Annotated in this window: 1 protein-coding gene; it reads left to right on the top strand. The window is 55.7% G+C overall.

Translation table 11 applies throughout. From position 1 onward, the window contains the following. Positions 1-186 (top strand): hypothetical protein (locus tag WDW90_RS39495; protein ID WP_336493043.1); only part of this gene is annotated, 186 nt, incomplete at its 5' end. Positions 187-271: the final 85 nt, after the last annotated feature.

A 271-nucleotide genomic window follows, 5' to 3' on the forward strand; every position in this document is an offset into this window, starting at 1 on the left:
GATCCACTGGCCAGTGCGCCGGACCAGACCGTTTCAACCGTGCGTTCTGCGATGCTCATTGCTGTCTCCTTGTTAGCCGAAATGCCCGGTTCGCAGTCTGCTTCCGGGGTCGAACCTGAATCGAGCGAACGAATTAAGACTATCACCGACCTTTTTAAGCTACAGAGGGTGGGGTGTTGTTGCTAGGCTCAAAAACATGGTTCACCCACCTGCTGATGACACCCTGTATCCGGCTCCTGACAAGGGGTATTCGACCTCGTCGGCAAGCGCG

The organism is Methylobacterium nigriterrae, from assembly GCF_037106235.1.
Taxonomy (GTDB): Bacteria; Pseudomonadota; Alphaproteobacteria; order Rhizobiales; family Beijerinckiaceae; genus Methylobacterium; species Methylobacterium nigriterrae.